Source organism: Aeromonas sp. R5-4 (assembly GCF_040908215.1).
Lineage (GTDB): Bacteria > Pseudomonadota > Gammaproteobacteria > Enterobacterales > Aeromonadaceae > Aeromonas > Aeromonas veronii.
Genome location: NZ_JBFODG010000002.1, coordinates 60,573 through 83,159 on the forward strand (window position 1 = coordinate 60,573; position 22,587 = coordinate 83,159).

Annotated in this window: 19 protein-coding genes and 1 tRNA gene; 14 read left to right on the top strand and 6 right to left on the bottom strand. The window is 59.1% G+C overall.

Annotation, left to right across the window (positions count from 1 at the left end):
• Positions 1-104: 104 nt before the first annotated feature.
• The 4 genes from AB5Y83_RS01570 to AB5Y83_RS01585 all read left to right on the top strand — a co-directional run bounded on the left by AB5Y83_RS01570 (position 105) and on the right by AB5Y83_RS01585 (position 4,909).
• A complete protein-coding gene (locus AB5Y83_RS01570; RefSeq protein WP_181222195.1) occupies positions 105-1,526 on the top strand; it encodes a sigma-54 dependent transcriptional regulator in 1,422 nt (473 codons plus the stop codon).
• Positions 1,527-1,632: 106 nt separating this feature from the next.
• Entirely contained in the window at positions 1,633-2,667 is a 1,035-nt protein-coding gene (locus AB5Y83_RS01575; protein ID WP_368174579.1) for a PAS domain-containing sensor histidine kinase, read from the top strand.
• Complete coding sequence (locus AB5Y83_RS01580; RefSeq protein ID WP_258721253.1) at positions 2,664-4,007, top strand: sigma-54 dependent transcriptional regulator; 1,344 nt, start codon at positions 2,664-2,666, stop codon at positions 4,005-4,007. Before AB5Y83_RS01575 ends, AB5Y83_RS01580 begins: the two co-directional genes overlap by 4 nt.
• A 140-nt stretch (positions 4,008-4,147) precedes the next feature.
• Positions 4,148-4,909: a Nif3-like dinuclear metal center hexameric protein gene (locus AB5Y83_RS01585; RefSeq protein WP_368174580.1), complete on the top strand. Its 762-nt coding sequence runs from the start codon at positions 4,148-4,150 to the stop codon at positions 4,907-4,909.
• A 239-nt stretch (positions 4,910-5,148) separates the two neighbouring features.
• Here AB5Y83_RS01585 and purN read toward each other — a convergent pair whose 3' ends face one another.
• Positions 5,149-5,787 carry a phosphoribosylglycinamide formyltransferase gene (gene purN / locus AB5Y83_RS01590; protein ID WP_368174581.1) on the bottom strand — a complete coding sequence of 213 codons (639 nt, stop codon included), beginning with the start codon at positions 5,785-5,787 and terminating at the stop codon, positions 5,149-5,151.
• On the bottom strand, positions 5,784-6,821 hold the full coding sequence (purM, locus tag AB5Y83_RS01595) for a phosphoribosylformylglycinamidine cyclo-ligase (RefSeq protein ID WP_368174582.1): 1,038 nt from the start codon (positions 6,819-6,821) through the stop codon (positions 5,784-5,786). The genes purN and purM overlap by 4 nt, the downstream gene beginning before the upstream one ends.
• Positions 6,822-6,997: 176 nt before the next feature.
• Between purM and upp the strand changes: the two genes are divergently transcribed.
• The 3 genes from upp to hda all read left to right on the top strand — a co-directional run bounded on the left by upp (position 6,998) and on the right by hda (position 9,597).
• Positions 6,998-7,624 carry a uracil phosphoribosyltransferase gene (gene upp, locus AB5Y83_RS01600; RefSeq protein ID WP_005320172.1) on the top strand — a complete coding sequence of 209 codons (627 nt, stop codon included), beginning with the start codon at positions 6,998-7,000 and terminating at the stop codon, positions 7,622-7,624.
• 149 nt (positions 7,625-7,773) lie between these two features.
• Positions 7,774-8,793 (top strand): DUF2066 domain-containing protein, encoded by a 1,020-nt coding sequence (locus AB5Y83_RS01605; protein WP_216955123.1) that lies wholly within the window; start codon positions 7,774-7,776, stop codon positions 8,791-8,793.
• Between the two features lie 102 nt (positions 8,794-8,895).
• A complete protein-coding gene (gene hda / locus AB5Y83_RS01610) occupies positions 8,896-9,597 on the top strand; it encodes a DnaA inactivator Hda (RefSeq protein WP_013723920.1) in 702 nt (233 codons plus the stop codon).
• 106 nt (positions 9,598-9,703) lie between these two features.
• Here the strand turns inward: hda and aceA are convergent, their stop codons facing one another.
• The 4 genes from aceA to AB5Y83_RS01630 all read right to left on the bottom strand — a co-directional run bounded on the left by aceA (position 9,704) and on the right by AB5Y83_RS01630 (position 13,827).
• On the bottom strand, positions 9,704-11,017 hold the full coding sequence (gene aceA / locus AB5Y83_RS01615; protein ID WP_088869417.1) for an isocitrate lyase: 1,314 nt from the start codon (positions 11,015-11,017) through the stop codon (positions 9,704-9,706).
• A gap of 73 nt (positions 11,018-11,090) precedes the next feature.
• Positions 11,091-12,698, bottom strand: coding sequence for a malate synthase A (aceB, locus tag AB5Y83_RS01620; protein WP_021231043.1), 1,608 nt, complete (start codon positions 12,696-12,698; stop codon positions 11,091-11,093).
• A 688-nt stretch (positions 12,699-13,386) separates the two neighbouring features.
• Positions 13,387-13,527: a hypothetical protein gene (locus AB5Y83_RS01625; protein WP_005334106.1), complete on the bottom strand. Its 141-nt coding sequence runs from the start codon at positions 13,525-13,527 to the stop codon at positions 13,387-13,389.
• 223 nt (positions 13,528-13,750) lie between these two features.
• A tRNA-Pro gene (locus AB5Y83_RS01630) sits at positions 13,751-13,827 on the bottom strand.
• Positions 13,828-14,082: 255 nt separating this feature from the next.
• Here AB5Y83_RS01630 and tadA point away from each other — a divergent pair.
• The 7 genes from tadA to AB5Y83_RS01665 all read left to right on the top strand — a co-directional run bounded on the left by tadA (position 14,083) and on the right by AB5Y83_RS01665 (position 22,575).
• Entirely contained in the window at positions 14,083-14,631 is a 549-nt protein-coding gene (gene tadA / locus AB5Y83_RS01635; protein WP_368174583.1) for a tRNA adenosine(34) deaminase TadA, read from the top strand.
• Between the two features lie 204 nt (positions 14,632-14,835).
• On the top strand, positions 14,836-17,073 hold the full coding sequence (locus AB5Y83_RS01640; protein ID WP_139732395.1) for an ABC transporter permease subunit: 2,238 nt from the start codon (positions 14,836-14,838) through the stop codon (positions 17,071-17,073).
• A 32-nt stretch (positions 17,074-17,105) separates the two neighbouring features.
• Positions 17,106-18,755, top strand: coding sequence for a phosphate ABC transporter permease PstA (pstA, locus tag AB5Y83_RS01645; protein WP_106843146.1), 1,650 nt, complete (start codon positions 17,106-17,108; stop codon positions 18,753-18,755).
• A gap of 133 nt (positions 18,756-18,888) precedes the next feature.
• Positions 18,889-19,707 carry a phosphate ABC transporter ATP-binding protein PstB gene (pstB, locus tag AB5Y83_RS01650; RefSeq protein WP_005334102.1) on the top strand — a complete coding sequence of 273 codons (819 nt, stop codon included), beginning with the start codon at positions 18,889-18,891 and terminating at the stop codon, positions 19,705-19,707.
• A gap of 85 nt (positions 19,708-19,792) precedes the next feature.
• The gene (gene phoU / locus AB5Y83_RS01655) at positions 19,793-20,503 is read left to right on the top strand and encodes a phosphate signaling complex protein PhoU (RefSeq protein ID WP_005334097.1); all 711 of its coding nucleotides are present in this window, start codon (positions 19,793-19,795) and stop codon (positions 20,501-20,503) included.
• 190 nt (positions 20,504-20,693) lie between these two features.
• Complete coding sequence (locus AB5Y83_RS01660) at positions 20,694-22,013, top strand: hemolysin family protein (RefSeq protein ID WP_005334094.1); 1,320 nt, start codon at positions 20,694-20,696, stop codon at positions 22,011-22,013.
• 19 nt (positions 22,014-22,032) lie between these two features.
• The gene (locus AB5Y83_RS01665) at positions 22,033-22,575 is read left to right on the top strand and encodes a hypothetical protein (RefSeq protein ID WP_069555291.1); all 543 of its coding nucleotides are present in this window, start codon (positions 22,033-22,035) and stop codon (positions 22,573-22,575) included.
• Positions 22,576-22,587: the final 12 nt, after the last annotated feature.

The window sequence follows — 22,587 nt, forward strand, 5'->3', positions numbered from 1 at the left end:
GCGTCGGAATTTTGGCACTTTGTGTGCCAGCAAAAAGACAGTCGGTAGCTGTTTTATCATTAAATAAAACAATAAGTTAGTTCAGGACATCGCGAGGAATGGATATGGTGGAGATGGGCGTGTTGATTGTTGATGCCGATGCGCAGCGGCGCCAACAGTTGGGAACCGTGCTCTCGTTTATGGGGATCCCGTGGCAGGAGGTGGCACAAAGCGATTTGGATGTGGCCATCGAATCCTCCGGTCCGCTGCAAGGGGTGCTGGTGGGTGAGCTGACCGACCGTCCCTTGTCAGAGCTGCTGGCTGCTTTCCCCCGTACCCCCTTCCTCTCGCTGGTTGAGGCCGATCTGCCCAACAGCAACTTTATCGGGGTCGCGCTCTCGCCCTTTACCTATGAATCCCTTACCCGTCATCTGCACTTCTGTCAGGCGTTCGTCTCCTTGCATCCTCGTCAGCAGACCCATGACAAGGGTCAGGCCCTGCTGCGTTTGCTGGTGGGCAAAGGGAAGGGGATCCAGGAGGTTCGCCGCCTTATTGGTCAGGTGGCCGAGACCGATGCCAACGTGCTGATCCTTGGGGAGTCTGGTACCGGTAAAGAGGTGGTGGCTCGCGCTATCCACGAACTCTCTTCCCGCAGCAGTGGCCCCTTCGTGCCCATCAACTGCGGCGCCATTCCGGCCGAATTGCTGGAGAGCGAACTGTTCGGTCACGAGAAGGGGGCGTTTACCGGCGCCATCGCGGCTCGTCGCGGTCGCTTCGAGCTGGCGCAGGGGGGCACCCTGTTCCTCGACGAGATCGGCGACATGCCGATGCCGATGCAGGTCAAACTGCTGCGGGTATTGCAGGAGCGGTTGTTCGACCGGGTCGGTGGCGGCAAGCCCATTCAGGCCGATGTGCGCATCATAGCGGCGACCCACCGGGATCTGGAGGCTATGATCCGCACTCAGGGTTTTCGTGAAGATCTCTACTACCGCCTCAACGTTTTCCCCATAGAGACGCCGCCGCTGCGGGATCGCATCGATGACATTCCGCTGCTGCTGCAGGAGCTGCTCAACCGCCATGCCGAGCAGCACCATGGCTTTATCCGGCTGACCCAGCGGGCGCTGGAGTCGCTGATGCAGTACCCCTGGCCCGGTAACGTGCGCGAGCTATCCAACCTGCTGGAGCGGCTGCTGATCCTCTACCCGCACCAGATCGTCGATGTGGCCGATCTGCCGAGCCGTTATCGCCTGCTGCCGAGCGAGCCGCGGGATGAGCGGCTGACCGAGATGGATGAACGGGATGCGCTGGCGGCGGTGTTCCAGGATCCGCCCGAGCTGGATCACGCCCTCGCTTCGGCCCGCACCATGCAGCTGCCGGAGGAGGGGGTCAACCTCAAAGAGATGCTGGCCGACCTTGAAGTGGAGCTGATCCGTCAGGCGCTGGAGTCTCAGGACGGGGTCGTGGCCCGCGCCGCCGATCTGCTCGGTATGCGGCGTACTACCCTGGTGGAGAAGATGAAAAAGTACGGGATGAGCAAGGACGTCTAAGGGTCAAAGCCTTGACGCCAATACGCAATCCATTGTTTTAATTCATATAATTTAGTGGCATGGAAATTGAATAACCTGACCCAATAGCCAGTTTGAGGTCAGGTTTATGACAATCCAGCAGCAGGACATGCCACTCCAGTCCCACGAAGTGAGCCAGCTCTATGCCATCTTCAAGGCGCTCCCCACCGGGGTGTTGCTGCTTGACGGGGCAGGGGTGGTCACCCGCGCGAATCCGGCGGCCATCTCCCTGCTGGGAGAGCCGCTGGAAGGGGAGCTCTGGCGTCACATCATTGCCCGCTGCTTCGAGCCGCGCGAGGATGATGGTCACGAGATCTCCCTGCGTGACGGGCGCCGGGTCCAGCTCTCGACCCAACCGCTGCCGGATCAGCCCGGCCAGCTGGTTTTTATCAATGACCTGACCGAAACCCGTAAACTGCAAGACCGCATCAACCACATGAAGCGGCTGTCGGCGCTGGGCAATATGGCGGCCTCGCTTGCCCACCAGATCCGCACTCCGCTCTCCGCTGCCATGCTCTATGCCGCCAACCTGGCCAACCGCACCCTCAAGCCGGAATCTCGCACTCAGTTTCAGCAAAAGCTGATGGCCCGTTTGCAGGATCTGGAGAAGCAGATCAACGACATCCTGCTGTTCGCCCGCAATGGCGACAATCAGGTGGTCACCCCCATCTCGGTACAAGGGCTGCTGGCCGAAGTGCAGGCCGGTGCCGAGGCCTTCTGCCAGCAACAGGGCTGCGAGCTGCACATGGAGGCGCCGGAGCCCGATCTCTGTCTGCTGGCCAACAGCAGTGCGCTGGCGGGGGCTATCAACAACCTGATTGCCAATGCCCAGCAGGCAGGGGCCACCTCACTCTTGGTCAGCGCGCTGCGCAGCGGTACCCGGGTGGAGATGCGGGTCATCGATAATGGCAAGGGGATCCCTTCCCATCAGCTCGGTCAGGTATTCGAACCCTTCTTTACCACTCGCTCCCAGGGCACAGGTCTCGGGCTGGCGGTGGTGCAATCTGTAGTGCGTGCCCATCAGGGGGAGGTCGGTGTGGCCTCGGTTCCCGGTGAAGGCACCTGCTTTACTCTGTCGTTCCCCCTGCACCAGCAACCGGTGCAGCTTGGAGGTGTAGCATGACACAGGCCAGGATCCTGGTAGTTGAAGATGACAATGGCCTGCGCGAAGCGCTGGTGGATACCCTGTTGCTCGGCGGTTATGAGTGCCGTGAAGCGGACAGCGGCGAGCGGGCTCTGCTGGCCCTCTCCCGTCAGCCGTTTGACATGGTGATCTCCGATATCCAGATGGGGGGGATGGACGGTCTCACTCTGCTGGCTACTATCCGCCAGCAATATCCGCAGATACCTGTGCTGCTGATGACCGCCTACGCCAATATCGACGGCGCGGTGCGCGCCATGCGCGAAGGGGCTATCGACTATCTGGCTAAGCCGTTCTCCCCGGAGGTGCTGCTTAATCAGGTCAGCCGCTATGTGCCCGCCCAGAAGGTGGAGAAGCGCGCCGTGGTTTACGGGGATCCCAAAACTGCCGAGCTGTTCCAGCTGGCGACCCGGGTGGCCAGAAGCGAAGCGACCGTGATGGTGACCGGCCCGAGCGGGACGGGGAAAGAGGTGCTGGCCCGTTACATTCACGATAACTCCAACCGCGCCGAGCAGCCTTTCGTCGCCATCAACTGTGCCGCCATTCCGGAAAACATGCTGGAGGCTACCCTGTTTGGCTACGAGAAGGGCGCCTTCACCGGTGCGGTGCAGGGGTGCCCCGGCAAGTTCGAGCAGGCGCAGGGGGGCACTTTGTTGCTCGACGAGATCACCGAGATGGATCAGGGGCTGCAAGCCAAGTTGCTGCGGGTGTTGCAGGAGAAAGAGGTGGAGCGGCTCGGCAGTCGCAAGATGATCCCGCTGGATGTGCGGGTCATCGCTACCAGCAACCGGGATTTGAAAAAAGCGGTGCAGGATGGCCTGTTTCGCGAAGATCTCTACTATCGCCTCAACGTCTTTCCGCTGCGCTGGTCTGCCCTGAGTGAGCGGCCCGGGGATATTCTGCCGCTGGCGGAGCACCTGCTGGCACTTCATGCCAGTCAGCAGGGGCTACCGACACCACAGTTGACGGACGCCTCGCGGGAGCGGTTGCTGGCCCACCCCTGGCCCGGCAATGTGCGGGAGCTGGATAACGTGGTACAGCGCGCTCTGATCCTCAGCCCCGACGGGGTCATTGATTGTGACCACCTCATTCTGGAGGAGCTGGACGAGCAGGAGATGGAGTTTGTCAGCGTCGAGCGCAGCTATGGCGGCGATCGCCTCGGCAGCGAGCTCAAGCAGCAGGAGCACCAGATCATCCTCGACACCCTGCAAGATTGTAACGGCAGCCGCAAGGCGGTGGCCGACCGGCTCGGCATCAGCCCGCGCACCCTGCGCTACAAGCTGGCCCAGATGCGGGAGGCGGGGATCGACCTGCCAGCCTGAGGCATGTGGGAAACCGTACTGTGTGGGGGCTGTCATGGTCTTGACGGCCCGGCTCGATTATCATGGGGCCCTTGGCGCTTTGAGCCTGGGCCCTGTTTTTATTGGTAAAGCAGGGGACCGAGCCTTAATAAGGGACCCCTATGATCTCTCATCGAAAACTCGAAACCGTACTGAACCATCTGCTCGAACCGCACGCTATCAAGGATTACTGCCCCAACGGCTTGCAAGTGGAGGGGCGTGAGCGTATTCGCAAGGTAGTGACCGGTGTCACCGCCAGTCAGGCGCTTATCGACGCGGCGGTGGCTGCCGAGGCCGATGCCATTCTGGTCCATCACGGCTACTTCTGGAGCGGTGAACCGGCCCAGATCACCGGCATGAAGCAGCGTCGGCTCAAGACCCTGCTGACCCACGATATCAACCTGTTTGCCTACCATTTGCCGCTGGATGTCCATCCTGAGGTGGGTAACAACGCTCAGCTCGCCAAGCTGCTCGACATCAAGGTGCGTCGCGGTCTGGAGCCGTGGAACAGCAAGAGCGTCGCCATGGTGGGCAAGCTGGAAGAGCCGATGAGCGGAGCCGACTTTGCCAAGCTGATTGCCGAGCGCCTTGGCCGCGAACCCCTCTTTTGTGGCGATACCGGTCCCGAGCTTATCCGTTCCGTGGCCTGGTGCACCGGTGGCGGTCAGAGCTACATCAATCTGGCGGCGGAGCAGGGCATCGATGCCTTTATCTCCGGTGAAGCCTCCGAGCAGACCATTCACACCGCCCGCGAGATGGGGATGCACTTCTACGCCGCGGGCCATCACGCCACCGAGCGTTACGGCGTCAAGGCGCTGGGGGAGTGGCTGGCGACCGTGCATGGGTTGGATGTTACCTTTATCGATATCGACAATCCGGTCTAAACCTGTCCACGATCTGGCTACGAAACCGTGATCAAGGCTCATGTGCTGCTCGCTTATGTATACAGCAAAGAGTGCTTACGTATGTCCATACGCTCCGGTTCCTGGGCAGTTTGTAACCTTGTTGACGGTTTCTCGCAGCAGGTCGTGAACAGGTTTAAGCCTGTGCCTGTGGTGGGAAATTTCAGGAAATAAAAAGGAGGCCATCGGCCTCCTTTTTCACATTTCGACAAGACGTCTGCTTACTCGCAGGCGTAACCAGCGGGGCCCAGCAGGGCGCCATCCAGTTGCACGGCGCCATCTACCATCTGCAGCCTGCCTTCGCAGAACCAGCGCACCACCAGCGGGTAGATGCTGTGTTCCTGCGCCTGTACTCGTGCCGCTACCTCGTCCGCCGTGTCCCCTTCAAAGATGGGCACGCGGGCCTGCAGGATAACCGGGCCACCATCCAGCTCTTCGGTGACGAAGTGGACGCTGGCGCCGTGTTCACTGTCACCGGCATCTATGGCGCGCTGGTGGGTGTGCAGGCCCTGATACTTGGGCAGCAGGGAGGGGTGGATATTGATCATCCGCCCGGCGAAATGGCGCACCAGATCGCCGCTCAATATCCGCATAAACCCGGCCAGCACCACCAGATCCGGCTGATAGTCTGCCATCAGCGCCAGCAGGGCGGCGTCATACTCCTCTCGGTTGGCAAACTGCTGCTGGGCCAGAATGGAGGTCGCTACGCCTGCTTCTTTGGCGCGAACCAGACCATAGGCATCGGCCTTGTTGCTGATGACGCCGACCACTTCACCGGCAATCTTGTCGCTGGCGCAGTGGTCGAGGATCGCCTGCAGGTTGCTGCCGCTGCCGGAGATTAGGACGAGGATCCGCATCATTTGATGACGACCTGCTCCTCACCTTCTGCTGCCTTGGCGATATGACCGATGTGCCATGCGTTCTCGCCTTCCGCTTTGAGCAGGGTCAGCGCCTTCTCCAGCTGGTTGGCGGGCAGGGCGATGATCATGCCGACACCGCAGTTGAAGGTGCGATACATCTCGTGACGGGTGACGTTGCCAGCCTGCTGCAGCCAGCTGAACACCGCCGGCCACTGCCAGCTCTGCTCGTCGATCACCGCTTGAGTATTGGCAGGCAATACGCGGGGGATATTCTCCCAGAAGCCACCGCCGGTGATGTGGGACAGGGCGTGGATCTCGCACTCCTTGATGAGCTTGAGCACAGGTTTCACATAGATGCGGGTCGGCTCCAGCAAGGCATCTGCGAGGGTGCGGTCACCCAGCGGCTGATGCACGTCGGCTTTGGAGACTTCCAGAATTTTACGGATCAGGGAGAAGCCGTTGGAGTGAGGGCCGCTGGCGGCCAGGGCGATCAGGGCATCCCCTTCACCGACCTTGCTGCCGTCGATGATTTCGCTCTTCTCCACCACACCGACGCAGAAACCGGCGATGTCGTAGTCTTCCCCTTCATACATACCCGGCATCTCGGCGGTCTCGCCGCCCACCAGGGCACAGCCTGACTGCTCGCAACCGGCACCGATCCCGGTGACCACCGCGGCCGCGGTGTCCACGTCAAGCTTGCCGGTCGCATAGTAGTCGAGGAAGAACAGCGGCTCTGCGCCCTGTACGATCAGGTCATTGACGCACATGGCCACCAGATCGATGCCCACGGTGTCGTGCTTCTTCAGGTCGATGGCCAGCCGCAGCTTGGTGCCCACACCATCGGTACCGGAGACCAGTACCGGCTCCTTGTAGCCCGCAGGGATTTGACACAAGGCCCCAAAGCCGCCAAGACCACCAAGGACTTCAGGACGACGAGTGCGCTTTGACACGCCCTTGATACGTTCAACCAGTGCATTGCCGGCATCGATATCTACGCCAGCATCCTTGTAGCTCAGTGAGGTTTTGTCAGTCACGAGTATTCCCCGTCATGTAAAGAAGTGGAGGGTAAAATTCGGGGCGTATTCTAACAGTGGCGGTGAAAAACCAGAAAGGAAATCGTTTGCGCGTTTTTGCGCGGAAATGCTCTACAAGCGGTGGCTTTTGTTGTATGATTCCGCGATTTTTTTGCGGCAGGTTAGAGGAGATAATAATGAAAGTCGTTGAAGTCAAACACCCCCTGGTCAAACACAAGATCGGTCTGATGCGTGAAGGCGATATCAGCACCAAGCGTTTCCGTGAACTGGCCAAAGAAGTGGGCAGTTTGTTGACCTATGAAGCGACCTCTGACTTCGAAACCGAGAAGGTTACCATCGATGGCTGGAATGGGCCAGTAGAAGTTGACCAGATCAAAGGCAAGAAGGTAACCGTCGTACCTATCCTGCGTGCCGGCCTTGGCATGATGGATGGCGTGCTGGAGCACATGCCGAGCGCCCGCGTCAGCGTGGTCGGTATCTACCGTGATGAAGAGACCCTGCAACCGGTTCCCTATTTCGAAAAGATCGTCAGCAACATCGAAGAGCGTCTGGCGCTGGTCATCGATCCGATGCTGGCCACCGGCGGTTCCATGATCGCCACCATCGATCTGCTGAAGAAGAAAGGCTGCCAATCCATCAAGGTGCTGGTACTGGTTGCCGCGCCGGAAGGGATCAAGGCGCTGGAAGCCGCTCACCCTGACGTAGAGCTCTATTGCGCTTCTGTCGACCAGGGGCTGAACGAGAAAGGCTACATCGTGCCGGGTCTGGGCGATGCCGGCGACAAGATCTTCGGTACCAAATAAGTTTATGCCTTGACCGCTTCCCATGTGGAAGGGGTGATCGGAGCCGGCGCATCGCCGGCTCTGCTGTTTGTGGCCGCTTGTGCCAGCCTTGCCGCAGGATGCGCCTTGCCGCTACCATAAGCACACTCTCCCATTTCGAGACTCTGTTCATGTTCAAACGTGTTGTGACCGCCCTCTGCTGCGGCTTGTCATTTATGGCCTCGGCCGCTCAGGTGGCCGACCTCTATCAGGGCAAGGCCCCGACCAGTGGCGACATGGTGGCCGCTCAAGGGCAGGCACTGGGTCAGGTGCTGATCAAGGTGACCGGCAAGCGCGACATCCTCACCCAGCCGGTGGTGGTCAAGGCGCTAGCGGCCCCGGGCGACTATGTCAAAAGCTATGGCTATCAGGATCAGGACTCCGTCAAGTATCTGAAAGCCGAGTTCAAGAGTGACAAGGTCAACAGCTTGGTCTCCGAGAGCCAGTTTGCCCTGCTTGGCCCGGCGCGTCCCCAGATGGCGATCTGGCTGGTGGTGGATCAGGGGGAGCGTCGCCTGCTGGCGGATCAATCCAGCGATGGTTGGGCGCAAGCCTTGCGCGAGCAGGCCCAGACGCTGGGGCTACCCATCAGCATTCCGCTGATGGATCTCGATGACAACATGGCGGTCAGTGCCACCGACGTCTGGGGACGCTTTGCCGACCCGATTTTGCAGGCAAGCCAGCGCTATGGCGCCGAGATGGTGGTGCTGGGCAAGCTGACTCCTGAAGGTGACAAGTGGAGCATCGATTGGGGACTCTACGGCCCCAAAGCGGCCGGTGAAGTGGCCGAGCTGACCCGTGGCAATAACACCGGCACTCAGGCCGAAGTGGCGCAAGGGTTTGCCGATACCCTGGCGGCCTGGCTAGTGAAAAACTACGGTGCCCGCATTTCTGGTCCGGCAACCAGCCAGACCCTGGTGGTAGATGGCCTCTCCGAAGTGGACAGCATGATCGCCGTGCAGAAGATGCTGCAGGGGATGGCCAACGTCAGCAAGGTGGCGATCGGCAAGCTGGAGGGGGACCAGGTCACCTTCAACTTTACCCTGCAAGGGGAGCAGGCCGAATTGGTGCGGGCGCTGCAACTTGAGAGTCGTTTGCGCAAGGTTGACGATAATGGCAGCGGTTTGCGTTACCAATGGTCGCAGCCCTGATTTTATAAGGCTTTTGTAGACCGCCCGGCTTGCCCGGGCGGTTCTCTATCTGCCTTTGCGATGATACACTTAGCCACAAATGTCACAGTCAAAGCCCAACGAGTGAAGCAACCGGCCCAACTGTCTTTAGCCGTACAACTACCGGATGATGAAACCTTCGTCAGTTTTTATCCCGGCAACAATGCTCATCTGATCACCGCCCTCAAGAATGCGGCCATCGGTCAGGGATCACCTTTCCTCTATTTCTGGGGAGCCAAGGGATCCGGACGCTCTCATCTGCTCCACGCCACCTGTGCCGAGGTCAACGCCCGCGATGCGGCGGCTGCCTATCTTTCCCTCGATCAGTTTGAACAGCTCGATCCCAGTATGCTCGATGCCCTCGAAAGCCTGCCGCTGGTCTGTCTCGACAGCCTTGAGGCGATCGCCGGCAATGCCGTGTGGGAGCGGGCGCTGTTCGATTTCTACAACCGCTGGCAGGAGAAGGGCGAGGGGACGCTGGTGGTCACCGGTTGCAGCGCACCGCGCAAACTGGGGCTGCAACTGCCGGATCTCGCCTCGCGCCTCGACTGGGGGGTGAGTTTCCATCTCGAAGAGCTGGATGATGAAGGCAAGCTCAGTGCCCTGCAACTGCGTGCCGAGTTGCGGGGCTTCAAATTGCCCATCGATGTGGGCCGCTTCCTGCTCAACCGACTCTCCCGCGATATGCGAACCCTGCTCACCACTCTCAATCAGCTCGACAACGCCTCATTTCGCGCCAAGCGCAAGCTCACCATTCCCTTTGTCAAAGAGATCCTCGAGCTTTGATCCTCTCGGTGGTGTGCGGTTGTGCGCCTGACTTTCGTTTGAATGGCAGATAAAAAGAAACCCCGGCTTCAGGCCGGGGTTTTGCTATTTCAAGGCAGCTTTTTTATTAGTGGAACTGATCTTCTTCGGTGGAGCCGGTCAGCGCGGTGACCGAGGATTGGCCGCCCTGAATGACGGTGGTCACCTTGTCGAAGTAACCGGTACCGACCTCCTGCTGGTGGGCCACGAAGGTGTAGCCACGGCTGGCGGCGGCAAATTCCGGCTCCTGCACCATCTCGACGTAGTGCTTCATCCCTTCGCCACGGGCGTACTGGTAGGCCAGCTCGTACATGTGGAACCACATGTTGTGGATACCCGCGAGGGTGATGAACTGGTACTTGTAACCCATATCGGAGAGCGCCTGCTGGAAGCGGGCGATGGTGGCATCGTCCAGATTCTTCTTCCAGTTGAAGCTCGGGGAGCAGTTGTAGGCCAGGATGCGATCCGGGAACTTGGCCTTGATTGCTTCGGCAAATTTACGCGCTTCGTCCAGGTCCGGCTTGGCGGTTTCACACCACACCATGTCGGCGTAGGGGGCGTAAGCCAGACCGCGAGCGATGGCCTGATCGATACCGGCACGCACCTTGTAGAATCCTTCAGCAGTGCGCTCACCAGTCAGGAAGTCTGCATCGTACGGGTCGGCATCAGTGGTCAACAGGTCAGCGGCGTTGGCGTCGGTACGGGCGATCACCAGGGTGGTGGTGCCGCACACATCGGCTGCCAGACGGGCAGCAACCAGCTTCTGCACCGCTTCCTGAGTCGGTACCAGCACCTTGCCACCCATATGGCCGCACTTCTTGACGGAAGCGAGCTGATCTTCGAAGTGCACGCCAGCGGCGCCCGCTTCAATCATTCCCTTCATCAGTTCGAAGGCGTTCAATACGCCACCGAAACCGGCTTCCGCATCGGCCACGATCGGCAGGAAGTAGTCGATAAAGCCCTCATCCTGCGGTCCAACCTTGTTGGCCCACTGGATCTGGTCGGCACGGGCGAAGGAGTTGTTGATGCGCTCCACCACGGACGGTACGGAGTTGGCCGGGTAGAGGGACTGATCCGGATACATGGTGGAGGACAAGTTGTTATCCGCCGCCACCTGCCAGCCGGAGAGGTAGATCGCCTCGATCCCCGCCTTGGCCTGCTGCACCGCCTGACCACCGGTCAGGGCGCCGAGGCAGTTGACGTAGCCTTTCTTGGCGTCGCCGTGGATCAGACCCCACAGCTTGTCGGCACCGCGCTGGGCCAGAGTGTGTACCGGCTGCAAGCTGCCGCGCAGGTTCACCACATCTTCGGCGCTGTAGCCGCGCTTGATCCCTTTCCAGCGGGGGTTTTCCGCCCAGTCTTTCTCGATAGCCTGGATCTGTTGCTCACGGGTCAGTGCCATATCAGTTCCCTCTTTCATTGATTTCACGTTTCCATTGACTTGTTATTGGCGAGCCCCGCCCGGGGCCCGTGATTCAGAGCCGCTCGTAACCGGGCAGCGTCAGAAAATCGATCAGGGTGTCGGCGCAGGTGATCTCTTCCATCAGTTCGCCTGCCTCGGCAAAGCGTCCTGCCTGCCAGCGCGCGGTGCCCACCTCGGCTTTGACCACCTCCAGCTCCTCGGCCAGCATCTGGCGGAACAGCGCCTTGGTCACTACCTTGCCATTAGACAGGCTCTTGCCGTGGCGGATCCACTGCCAGATGGAGGTGCGGGAGATCTCGGCGGTGGCGGCATCTTCCATCAGACCGTAGATGGGCACGCAGCCGTTGCCGTTGATCCAGGCTTCCAGATATTGCAGGGCGACCCGGATATTGGTGCGCATCCCAGCCTCGGTGCGCTCGCCCTCACAGGGGGCCAGCAGGTCAGCTGCGGTGATGGGGGCATCCTGCTCGCGCAGCACGCCAATCTGGTTCTTGGCGCCAGCCGCAATGGTGGCATTGAACACCGCCATGGCGGTGTCGGCGAGGCCAGGGTGGGCGACCCAGGTACCGTCGTGGCCGTTATTGGCTTCGCGCTCCTTGTCCGCTTTGACCTTGGCGAAGACCTGCTCGTTGACGGTCGCGTCCTTGGCCGGAATAAAGGCGGCCATGCCACCCATCGCCAGCGCACCGCGCTTGTGACAGGTCTTGATCAGCAGCCGCGAGTAGGCGGAGAGGAATGGCTTGTCCATGGTCACCACCTGGCGGTCGGGCAGAACGCGATCCGGATGGTTCTTCAAGGTTTTGATATAGCTGAAGATGTAGTCCCAGCGGCCGCAGTTGAGGGCGACGATGTGATCCTTCATCTGATAGAGCAGCTCATCCATCTCGAATACGGCTGGCAGGGTTTCAATCAGCACGGTGGCCTTGATGGTGCCACGGGGCAGACCAAACTTGTCCTCGGTCCAGGCGAACACTTCGCTCCACCAGCGCCCTTCCAGATGGCTCTGCAACTTGGGCACGTAGAAATAGGGGCCCGAGCCTTTGGCCAGCAGCGCCTGATAGTTGTGCAGGAAATAGAGGGCAAAATCGAACAGGCCGCCGGGGATGGGCTCGCCATCGAAAGTGACATGTTTTTCCGGCAGGTGCAGACCGCGCACCCGGCAGATAAGGACGGCCGGATTGGGGTTAAGGGTATAGGCCTTTCCTTCCGGACTGGTGTAAGAAATGGTCTCGTTGACCGCATCGCGCAGGTTGATTTGACCCTCGATCACTTTATTCCAGGCGGGGGCCAGTGAGTCCTCGAAGTCCGCCATGAACACCTTGACGTTGGCATTGAGGGCGTTGATCACCATCTTGCGCTCGACCGGGCCTGTGATCTCCACACGGCGGTCTTGCAGGTCGGCGGGAATGCCGCGAATGGTCCAGTCACCTTCACGGATGTGGGCGGTTTCCGGCAGGAAGTCCGGCAGCTCGCCGCCATCGATACGGGCCTGGCGTGCCACACGTTGTTTCAGCAATTCCCCCCTTTGGGGAGCAAAACGTTCCACCAGTTCGGAGACCAGAGCCACCGCGTCCGGCGTCAGAATTTGCGCGTATTCGGGCAGCATCTCGCCCTGGATGCGAAGGCGGGCGCTGCAGTGGGTCTGAGCCGGTGCCGACATAAGGTTCACTCCTTTGAGAATTACATTTTGAACTTACTAACTACGACTAAAGTCGAATCGCTGTTCCTGAAACGTTCCCGCAACAACGGGATAACACGATTGATAAGGTGCGAAATATTGTTGATTACGTCAACAGTTTTTTTTAAACGCCTGTTTTTACGATATGGCTAAGTTGATGTTTTTTATTGCTTTATTTGGTTGGTATAAAAACTCTACGCAGATGGTTATGCTCCTGCTTTTTCCCCTCGGACAACGGCTAATTTGGGCCGTTACCTTGCCCCTTGTTCTGTAATTTATTACGTAATAAAATTACAAATGCAAAAACAAATCCCGACCTAACTCCAGGCTTTGCCAAAACAGCTGTATAAATTGCGTTTGAATGTGGCAATGAATGTTTTGCTATTGCTAGACCTGATTGGTGAACGCGTGTTTTAAACTTTATGTGGTGACGCAGGCTCTGTTGGCACCAGCGGTTGCAGCGATGGAAAGTGAAGTGCAATAACGTAGGTTTGTATCAGTTGTCGGGGGGGATGCTGGAGAGGGAAGGGGGAGACGCATCAGTCAATAATACTGCCATCCTTGATAGAATTAGCAGTTTGTCGTTTTTTGCAGATTTCTCGCCAAGGGGGTGAAACTGAGTGTGTTGTACAGGCGATGCCCCAGTGATTGAGCGGCCATCTGGCCGGGCTCAATAGTCATCATCCGGTTCGGCCAGATCGATCACATCCAGCTGGATGACCTGTTCATTTTCGCTTTCGGTGTGGCAAGGGGTGTCGTGAGGAACGGAATAAAGCGTAATGGCGGGTGCGAAATCGGTGTTCTGGTTCATGCCTGGTCCTGTGTTGCACGCAAGCCGGACAGTGATCCCTTCACTCGTGTTTCCACCTCCCTGTGTTGTCTACCGGCGGAAAGTTGCGCATCTTAATGAGTTCGGCAAAAAGATTCAAGTGGTTCTGAGTGTTTTTTGTTCTTGGTGGGCTGGCATCGTCAGGAGGATAAATCGGAGGCAAAAAAATAGCCCAGTCGTTTGACTGGGCTATTCTCGGGGAAAATGGTCGGTGTGAGAGGATTCGAACCTCCGACCCTCTACACCCCATGCAGATGCGCTACCTGGCTGCGCTACACACCGACGGAGTCAGACTCGGCTGACGGGGAGGAAGTCTAATAGCATGACCAAACGGGTGCAACTCCTTTTTTATCATAGAGATGCCGATTGCTTCTTTATTGCTCAGTCGGGATGCGGCTTGGGTCTGACGTGCAGATTTGGCATAATCGCCGCCCTGTCACTGCGAGCTATCATGCCTGCTATCTATGGATTCATCTGACAGGTATGGATAGCTGGAATGTAAACAGCACAATTGAACAATATAAAGAGGGGATGGGCGTGAAACCATCAGAGGTCCCAGAAATACCGAGTCAGACCGAGCAGACCGAGCAGGACGAACAGTGGATGCGCCATGCCATGGCATTGGCCGCCCGGGCCGAAGGGATTGGCGAGATCCCGGTCGGTGCCGTACTGGTGCTGGATGGTCAGGTGGTGGGAGAGGGGTGGAACCGCTCCATCAGCGAACACGATGCCTGTGCCCATGCCGAGGTGATGGCAATCCGGGCGGCGGGCAAGCAGCTGGCGAACTACCGGCTGCTCGACACCACTCTTTATGTGACGCTGGAGCCCTGCTGCATGTGTGCCGGTGCGCTGATCCATAGCCGGGTCAAGCGGGTGGTTTACGGCGCTCGAGATCTCAAGACCGGTGCCGCGGGGTCGGTGTTCGAGATCTTGCAGGACCCGCGCCACAACCACAGTGTCGAGCTGACCGGCGGTGTGCTGGCCGATGCCTGCTCGGCCCAGTTGTCGGCCTTCTTCAAGCGCCGCCGCGCCGAGAAAAAGGCGGCCAAACTGGCGTTGCAACAATCAAGCGATGCCCTTTCCTGAATCATTCGGGGGCAGTGCAGGCTGCCCTTGCTGATTACCATCATAAATATCCCTTTATAAACAATATATTGCGTTCACCTGTCTTCGAAAGAGTCCCCGCTCATTTTTCCGCTAACAACCTCGGTTAAAGCGCTCTCGATGTAACAAAACTGTCATGCAACCGCCATATAATGCCGCGAAGCCTAGCTTACATTGAGGTCTTGCATGTCATCGGAATCGTTAAACCTGGTCATGGCGGGCAGTAGAAAACGCCGGATCAAGGATAAATTGGCCAAATATGGCGTCACCACAGGCGGAGCCCTGGTACTGGTGGCGCTGCTGCTTATCTTCTTTTATCTGCTCTATGTGGTGAAACCCATCTTCAATGGCGCCTCCATGGAGCCGACCGCCTCGTTTACCCTGCCTGCCGCAGGGAAGACCGCCTGGCTCGGCGTGGAAGAGCAGAACGAGATTGGCTATCGCTTCAGCGATAAAGGGCAGGTCAACTTCTTTGCGGTGCAGGGAGATGACAAGATCAAGGTCGGCCAGTCACTGGGTCAGGCCCAGGTTGCTGGTGACATCACCACGGTAGCGACCCCTGCTCCTGGTCAGCGGCTGATCGCCTACGGCTTTGCCGATGGTAAGGCGCAGGTCGTCCAGCCAGCGTTCAAGGTCTCCTATCCCAACGATGTGCGGGTGATTGAACCCAGCCTGCAATATCCCTTTGGCGAAGAGCCTGTGGTGATCGACCCGCAAGGGAAGGCACTGCAACTGATGGTGTTCGAAGCCACCAAGGACAAGATGGCGACCGCCGCCGTGACCGAAGATGGTCGTGGCGTGATGACGGTGATGAGCGGTGAGGAGAACTTCATCTCCGGGGAGATTGAGTGGAGCAGTGAAAACTATACGATTCCCTCCCTGCCGCGCCATGTGGATCAGATGTTGCTGACCCCCAATCTGCGGATCCTGTTCGTGCGCGAGGGCAATCGCCTCTCCGTCTATGACATTCATAACCTGAGCGAAATCTCCCTGCGCAACGTGCTGGAGATCAATGCCCCCAACGCCAATGTGACCCGGGTTCAGCTGCTCTCCGGCGCCTCTTCACTGCTGGTGGGTAATGACAACGGCGTGATTTCCCAGTGGTTCGAAGTGGCGAAGGATGGCAAACGCCAGTTCACCCAAATTCGTGACTTCAAGGGCGATGGCGCGGTAGATCTGCTGACTCCCGAGCACTTTCGCAAAGGCTTCATCAGTGCCGACAAGGATGGCATCATCAGCTTCTTCCACGCCACCGGCGAGACCAAGCTGCTGACCGAGACGGTGGAAGGGGGCGAACTCTCTGCCCTGGCCATCTCCCCCCGTCACAACCTGTTGCTGATGCAGCAAGGGAACAGCTTCAAGCTCTTCTCGGTGGAGAACGAACACCCCGAAGTGACCTGGTCTGCCCTCTGGCAACAGGTGTGGTATGAAGGCTATCCGGAGCCCCAGTATGTGTGGCAATCCACCTCCGCCAGCAACGACTTTGAAGCCAAACTGAGTTTGGTGCCGCTGGTCTTCGGTACGCTGAAAGCCTCTTTCTACGCCATGGTGTTTGCTGTGCCGCTCGGCGTGGCCGGTGCCATCTATACCGCCTACTTCATGTCGGCGGGGCTGCGCAAATACGTCAAGCCGACGGTCGAGATCATGGCGGCGCTGCCGACCGTTATCCTGGGCTTCCTGGCGGGTCTGTGGTTGGCGCCGATCATCGAGGGGGCGCTGCCCGGGGTGATCCTGCTGCTGGTATTGCTGCCGATGGGGATGCTGCTGACTGCACTGCTCTGGAACTATCTGCCGGAGCGCGGCAAGTCATGGCTGCCGGAGGGGTGGCACGCCATCCTGCTGATCCCGGTGCTGCTGCTGATTGGCTGGGGGGCCTTCGCCCTGAGCCCGCTCATCGAGAATGCTTTTATGCACGGCGATTCGCGCATCTGGCTGACTCACGAAATGGGCATCAAGTTTGACCAGCGCAACTCGCTGGTGGTCGGTATCGCCATGGGCTTTGCGGTCATCCCCACCATCTTCTCCATCGCTGAAGATGCGGTCTTCTCGGTGCCCAAGCACCTGACCCAGGGCTCGCTGGCGCTGGGGGCCACCCCGTGGCAGACCCTGAGCCGGGTGGTGATCCTCACGGCCAGCCCGGGCATCTTCTCTGCGGTGATGATGGGTCTTGGCCGCGCCGTGGGCGAGACCATGATCGTGCTGATGGCTACCGGCAACACCCCCATCATGGACTTCTCCATGTTCCAGGGGCTGCGCACCCTCGCCGCCAACATCGCGGTGGAGATGCCGGAATCGGAAGTGGGCAGCTCCCACTATCGGGTACTGTTCCTCGCGGCCTTCGTCCTGTTTGTGTTCACCTTTTTGTTCAACACCCTGGCCGAGTTTGTCCGTCAGCGGTTGCGTGAAAAATACAGCTCGATGTAAGGGGCGACTCTGTAATGGACAAGGAATCGACAATGGGTAAGTGGTTTAAATCAGGGGCCCCCTGGATCTGGATGACCGGCGGTGCCGTCAGCCTGAGTCTGGTGGCGGTACTGGGTCTGCTGCTGCTGATCGGCTGGCGTGGTCTGGTCTACTTCTGGCCGCACCCCATCTATGAGTGGCAGCTTGAAGACGCAAATGGCAACAAGAGCGTACTGATCGGCGAAATCAACGATCGCGAGCAGGTTCCGGTGGAGCGACTGCGCGCCGCAGGGCTGCCATTGGAAGGGGAAGAGCGCGAGCTGCTGACCCGCTATCTGGTCAAGACCGGCAACCGCGAGTTTGTTGACCTCGATTTTCGCTGGGTGCTGGAGACGGACATCAAGTCCCAGAGCCAGCCGGCTGAGCTGGCCATGGTTGAGCGTGCCACCAACGGCAACTTCTATGGCTATATCGTCGGGGTGAAAGAGGATGGCCGCGAGCTCACCTCTGATCTGCATCCTGCCCTGCAGCGGGTGCTGGCGCGAGCCAATGCCCTTTCAGAACAGGCCAACGATCTGCAAAAAGGGGACATCGGCAGCATCAACTATCAACTGGAGCGGCTGCGCCTGAAAGAGCGCAAGGCCGAGCTGGATGACAAGCTGACCGATCAGCTCAAAGCCGAACTGGCCAGCGAGCGTCAGGCCCTCAACGATCGCTATCAGGTGCTGGAAAAAGAGCTCTTCTCACTGCGTAGCCAAGCGGACCGCGACGCCATCACCGTCAAGGATATGCGTGGCGAGCTGGTGACCATGCCGATGTCCAAGGTACTGGACGTGGTATGGCCCAACGACATGAGCCTGCTGGCCAAGGTGGGTCACTGGTTCCACCAGATCGGCAAGTTCGTCTCTGACGATCCCCGTGAAGCTAACACCGAGGGCGGGGTGTTCCCGGCCATCTTCGGCACTGTGTTCATGGTGTTCCTGATGGCGATCATCGTGACCCCGCTGGGGGTGGTAGCGGCAGTCTACCTGCACGAATATGCTGGCAAGAACAGTCTGACCAAGATCATCCGCATTGCGGTGATCAACCTGGCGGGCGTGCCCTCCATCGTTTACGGCGTGTTTGGTCTGGGCTTCTTCGTCTACACACTCGGCGGTTCGTTAGACCAGCTGTTCTACCCGGAAGCGCTGCCGAGCCCGACCTTTGGTTCACCCGGCGTGATCTGGTCGGCGCTGACCCTGGCTATCCTGACCCTCCCGGTGGTGATCGTCTCCACCGAAGAGGGGCTGGCGCGGATCCCGAGCACCATCCGTCAGGGCTCGCTGGCACTGGGCGCGACCCAGGCCGAAACCCTGTGGCGCATCGTGCTGCCGATGGCGAGCCCGGCCATCATGACCGGCCTTATTCTGGCGATTGCCCGTGCGGCCGGTGAAGTGGCGCCGCTGATGCTGGTGGGGGTGGTGAAACTGGCGCCGACCCTGCCGATGGATGGCAACTTCCCGTATCTGCATGTGGAGCGCAAGTTCATGCACCTGGGCTTCCACATCTATGACGTCGGCTTCCAGAGCCCCAACGTCGAAGCGGCCCGCCCGCTGGTCTACGCCACCTCCTTCCTGCTGGTGACGGTGATCGTGGGTCTGAACCTGACCGCTATCGGTATTCGTAACCACTTGCGCGAGAAATTCCGGTCGCTGGAGCATTAATCCGGCGCCGCTTGAGTGATACAAGAGTGAGATAACAGAGGGGCGGCCGAGCGCGAGCCGCCATCTCTCTGCACCAATACGTGAGGGGCGCCGGCAGCTGTCCGGCCACTCCAGATAGATTTTGAGGTAACAGATGATCAACGTAACGACCACGTCTACCCAGCACACCGCGCTGGACCTGCTCAACCTGACCCCGGAGCAGACCGCGCTGGAGGTGAAGGATCTCAACCTGTACTACGGCAGCAAGCAGGCGCTGTTCAACGTCAACATGAAGATCCCCAAAGGGCAGGTGACCGCCTTTATCGGCCCGTCAGGCTGTGGTAAATCGACCCTGCTGCGCTGCATCAACCGGATGAACGATCTGGTGGAGATCTGCCGCATCGAGGGGGAAATCCAGCTGCATGGCCACAACATCTATGACAAGAGCGTCGATGTTTCCGCCCTGCGCCGTCAGGTGGGCATGGTGTTCCAGCGCCCGAACCCGTTCCCCAAGTCCATCTACGAGAACGTGGTCTATGGTCTGCGCCTGCAGGGGATCAACGATCGTCGCACTCTGGATGAGGCCGCCGAGCGCTCCCTGCGCGGTGCGGCCCTGTGGGACGAGGTGAAGGATCGTCTGCACGACAACGCCTTCGGTCTCTCCGGTGGTCAGCAGCAGCGTCTGGTGATTGCCCGTGCCATCGCCATCGAGCCGGAAGTGTTGCTGCTCGACGAGCCGACCTCGGCGCTCGACCCCATCTCCACCCTCACCATCGAGGAGCTGATCAACGAGCTCAAGAGCCAGTTCACCGTGGTGATCGTGACCCACAACATGCAACAGGCTGCGCGCGTGTCGGATCAGACCGCCTTCATGTATATGGGTGAGCTTATCGAGTACTCGGATACCAACACCATTTTCACCACCCCGGCCAAGAAAAAGACCGAAGATTACATTACCGGTCGTTACGGCTAAGGAGAGGAGAGGATGAATCTCAGCAAACAGATTGGCAGTCGGTTCAACGGCTAAGGCATAATCGGAGCAATCAAGGATTATTTGTATGGACAATATGAACCTCAATAAACACATCTCCGGTCAGTTCAATGCCGAGCTAGAGAGCGTGCGCAACCAGGTGCTGGTGATGGGCGGTCTGGTTGAGCAGCAGCTCACCGACGCCATTGCGGCGATCCACGATCAGGATCTCGATGCGGCCCGCAAAATCGTGGCCAACGACCACAAGGTCAACGCGATGGAAGTGGCGATCGACGAGGAGTGCACCCGCATCATCGCCAAGCGTCAGCCGACAGCCTCAGACCTGCGACTGGTGATGGCCATTATCAAGACCATCACCGACCTGGAGCGCATTGGCGACGTGGCCGACAAGATCGCCCGCATGCTGACCGACAACGCCAACAAGCCGCAGCCGCCGCTGGTGTCGCTGGAGAACATGGGCCGTCGTACCATCAAGATGCTGCACGATGTGCTCGACGCTTTCGCCCGCATGGATCTGGATGCGGCGCTGGCGGTCTACAAGGAAGATGACAAGGTAGACCGGGAGTACGAGTCCATCATCCGCGAGCTGATGACCTATATGATGGAAGATCCCCGCACCATCCCCCAGGTTCTCAACGTCCTGTGGGCGGCGCGTGCCATCGAGCGGGTCGGCGATCGCTGCCAGCACATCTGCGAGTACATCGTCTACTACGTGAAAGGCAAGGATGTGCGCCATACCAAGGCGGACGATCTGGGCACCCTGCTGGGCAAGGGCTAACCGGAAGTGAATAAAAAGGCGCGTGAAGCGCCTTTTTTGTTGCATAACTGGTCGGAGTAAGATAAAGCCCCCAACTGGCTGTTTTCTGATAGAATACTCCCCCTGTGTGAGTCCCGGATGGGCTCACGGTCCGGTCTCCCGGGCCCAGTTTGCCGTCTTGTGCTAAGGCGGGTGTAGCAATAGGTTAATCATGAGTTTTGCCGATAGTTTGTTCTTTTTAATGCTGCTGGTTGGCGGCAGTGTGTTCTTCTCCCTCTCCGAGATCTCTCTCGCCGCGTCTCGCAAAATCAAATTGCAGGTGATGGCGGATGAAGGCAATCGCCAGGCCGAAAAGGTGCTGGCCCTGCAGGCCCAGCCGGGCAACTTTTTCACCGTGGTGCAGATTGGCCTCAATACCGTCGCCATTCTGGGCGGTATCCTGGGTGAGTCTGCCCTCAACCCCGCCATCAAGGGGATTGTCTCCCAGTTCTACCAGGGCCCCTGGCTTGGCGAGATCAGCTCCGGTGCCTCCTTCGTGTTCGTCACCGGCATGTTTATCCTGATCGCCGATCTGATGCCCAAGCGTCTGGCCATGACCATGCCCGAGCAGATTGCCGTGGTGGTGGTACGCCCCATGCTCTTCTTCGTCACCGTGTTGATGCCGCTGGTGTGGGTCTTCAACGGATTGGCGAACTCCCTGTTCCGTCTGATGCGTGTCTCCACGGTGCGCAACGACGAGATCACCTCCGACGATATCTATGCCGTGATGGATGCCGGTGCCGAGGCAGGGGTTATCCAGCGTGAGGAGCATCAGCTCATCGAGAACGTATTCGAGTTGCAGTCCCTTGGTGTCACCTCCGCCATGACGGCCCGCGAGAGCCTCATCTACTTCACCCTGCAAGAGAGTGAAGAGAGCATCAAGGCCAAGATTGCCGAGCATCCCCACAACAAGTTTCTGGTCTGTGACCACAACCTCGACAGCATCAAGGGCTTTGTTGATGCCAAAGAGCTGCTGATCCGCGTTATCGGCGGCCAGAGCATCGACCTGATCGGTGGCAACCTGGTGCAGAACGTCATCATCATCCCCGATACCCTGAACCTCTATGAGGCGATGGAGTACTTCAAGAATCATCGTGGCGACTTTGCCGTGGTGATGAACGAGTACGCGCTGGTGGTGGGGATCGTCACCATGAACGACCTGATGAGCACCGTCATGGGCGAGTGGGCCACCCACGTGGTGGAAGAGCAGATCGTCCAGCGCGACGAGAACTCCTGGCTGGTGGACGGGGTCACCCCCATCTCCGACGTGATGCGCGCCTTCGATATCGAAGAGTTCCCCGAGAACCAGAACTACGAGACCATCGCCGGCTTTATCATGTATATGCTGCGCAAGATCCCCAAGCGCACTGACTCGGTCAAATACGCCGGTTACAAGTTCGAAGTGGTCGATATCGACAGTTACAAGATTGATCAGCTGCTGGTTACCCGGGTCGAACCGGCTGTTGCCGAGAAGCCAGCTCAGGAATCGTAAAAGGAGCGACATAAGAGTCATGAAGATGCAGTCTCATTCCCGTGCGCTGGCCTGTGTCGCGCTCGCCCTGGCACTGGGTGCCTGTAGTCAGAGTGCGCCGCGCAAAGCCACAGTGGCAGCCAAGCCGGTTGCCCCCAAGCCTGCCGTGGTCGTGCCGCAGCCGGATCCCGACGCGGTGGTGCAAAGTGGCATGGCCGAGCCGAGCCCGGTCTTTGACGAGCAGTATCACGGCCCGGATCAGGGGTCGCTGGAGTCGGTGACCGCCCTGTTTGCCCGTGGTTACATCGAGTCCGCCATGCGCGAGACCATGCTGGCGGCGGTGCACAACGACTATCCGCTGCTCGGCATGCGGGATGTGCGGTTGACCGATCCGGTCTCCAAATTCCTCACTTCCGAGCATGCGGCCACCACGGCCCATGACTACCTCTATGCAGGCGTGCAGCGTCGCCTCGGTCGTCCGCTCAGCCCTGCCCAGTGGGAGCAGATCTGGCGCGGTTTGCCGCAGCAGGGTCGGGTCTCCGACTGGGTCAAACAGATTAAGCGAGTGCTGGCCGGGCGTTAAGTCGCCAGCGGA